This is a genomic window from Endozoicomonas sp. SESOKO4 (assembly GCF_024606275.1).
The window spans coordinates 1-1,499 of sequence record NZ_JAHHPS010000114.1; the positions used below are offsets into that span (position 1 = coordinate 1).

A 1,499-nucleotide genomic window follows, 5' to 3' on the forward strand; every position below is an offset into this window, starting at 1 on the left:
TGTAGAAAGGTGTAAAAGCTGTACATTGCCAGACCGGTTAGGTTGCTGAGTTTATACAGGGTAGTCTGTTTTTTTAACACTATGAACTGGAATAAGCCTTATGCTCGTTTCCAGTGAAATAGTAAGGCCTGAATCTGACTTAATGGCTGAAATACTAATCTGCACAATTTTACTGCTCACTGTAGAAGTCAGCCCGATGGTTCGGGTGTATAGCGTTTAAGCAGTAGTCTCTTGCAGTCTGTGTAACCACCCCGGATAGCAAGGTCGAGAGCCGTTTTGCCATTGTTATTCTTCTCTTTGGCCACAGAGCGGTCAAAGTTCAGCAATGTCTGGATGGCCTCTGTGTGGCCTTTAACAGCAGCGTAGTGGAGAGCCGTCATGCCACGGTTATTCTTCTCTTTGGCCAGAGAACGGTCAAAGTTCAGCAATGCCTGGATGACCTCTGTTTGGCCTTGCCAAGCAGCCAAGTGGAGAGCCGTATTGCCATCGTTACTCTTCTCTCTGGCCAGAGAGCGGTCAAAGTTCAGCAATGCCTGGATGACCTCTGTGTGGCCTTGCCAAGCAGCCAAGTGGAGAGCCGTATTGCCATCGTTATCCGTCTCTTTGGCCAATGAGGGGTCAAAGTCCAGCAACGTCTGGATGACCTCTGTTTGGCCTCGCCAAGCAACCAGGTGGAGAGCCGTATAGCCATTGTTATTCTTCTCTTTGGCCAGTGAGCGGTCAAAGTTCAGCAATGTCTGGATGGCCTCTGCGTGGCCTTGATGAGCAGCGTAGTGGAGAGCCGTCATGCCACGGTTGTCCTTCTCTTTGGCCAGTGAACGATCAAAGTCCAGCAATGTCTGGATGGCCTCTGTTTGGCCTTTACGAGCAGCTAAGTGGAGAGCCGTCCTGCCATATTTATCCTTCTCTTTGATCAGGGAGGGTTCAATTCTCAGCAATGTCAGGATGGCCTCTGTGTGGCCTTCATGAGCAGCCAAGTGGAGAGCCGTATCGCCATCGTTATCCGTCTCTTTGGCCAGTGAGAGGTCAAAGTCCAGCAATTCCCTGATCAACCTTGTGTTGCCTCTGCGGGCAGCACCGTGAAAGTCCCGAAGACGCTGAGATCGGTTACTGTCCGACAATACCCCGGCCTTGACGGTCTCTGTGTGGCTTTGAGCAATAGCAAATTGGGATGACTTTGCCCCATCAGGCGACGAGCTTTTTTCTTCTGACTTCACTTTAGGTCGAACATCAAACACTTTCGTCACAACAATATTAGGCAGTCGGATAGTTGTTAATTGATTGGCTGAAATACTCTTGCGGCAGTGAGAACACTCTTTTTTGTCTTCTACCCAACGGGTAATGCAACCTTTATGGAAGAGTTCACCGCAACAGAGAGTGGCCGCAACATTTTCGGCCATTGCCTCCATACAAATTGGACACTTCATGTGAGCCACTGTGTCATTTTCGTGTAACTGGTTTTCACCACTGGCGACAGTGACTATGGATTTTTCTGTGAT

1 protein-coding gene is annotated in these 1,499 nt (G+C 49.2%); it reads right to left on the reverse strand.

Translation table 11 applies throughout. The features are described from left to right. Window positions 1-188: 188 nt before the first annotated feature. On the reverse strand, window positions 189-1,499 hold a 1,311-nt coding region (locus KDK16_RS02015; protein ID WP_257274430.1), incomplete at its 5' end, for an ankyrin repeat domain-containing protein.